A 590-nucleotide genomic window follows, 5' to 3' on the forward strand; every position below is an offset into this window, starting at 1 on the left:
AGCTTAACCTTCGGGAGGGCGCTTACCACTTTGTGATTCATGACTGGGGTGAAGTCGTAACAAGGTAACCGTAGGGGAACCTGCGGTTGGATCACCTCCTTACCTTAAAGAACCTGCCTTTGCAGTGCTCACACAGATTGTCTGATGAATGATGAACTTCTGAATGTACTTTTGAGTGCATTAAGAAGTTTTGCTCTTTAAAAATCTGGATCAAGCTGAAAATTGAAACGACACACATGTTATGTGTGTTCGAGTCTCTCAAATTTTCGCAATCAGAAGTGAAACATCTTCGGGTTGTGAGGTTAAGCGACTAAGCGTACACGGTGGATGCCCTGGCAGTCAGAGGCGATGAAGGACGTGCTAATCTGCGAAAAGCGCCGGCGAGGTGATATGAACCTTTGACCCGGCGATGTCCGAATGGGGAAACCCAGTGTGATCCGTCACACTATCGTTAACTGAATACATAGGTTAACGAGGCGAACCGGGGGAACTGAAACATCTAAGTACCCCGAGGAAAAGAAATCAACCGAGATTCCCCCAGTAGCGGCGAGCGAACGGGGAGCAGCCCGGAGTCTGAATCAGCTTGTGTG

2 rRNA genes are annotated in these 590 nt (G+C 48.5%); both read left to right on the forward strand.

From position 1 onward, the window contains the following. Nucleotides 1–102, forward strand: a 16S ribosomal RNA gene (locus A6013_RS24010); the annotation flags it as partial. Between the two features lie 198 nt (nucleotides 103–300). Next, nucleotides 301–590: ribosomal RNA gene (locus A6013_RS24015) — 23S ribosomal RNA — on the forward strand; the annotation flags it as partial.

This window comes from Enterobacter sp. IF2SW-B1, assembly GCF_001743375.1.
Classification (GTDB): Bacteria; Pseudomonadota; Gammaproteobacteria; order Enterobacterales; family Enterobacteriaceae; genus Enterobacter; species Enterobacter bugandensis.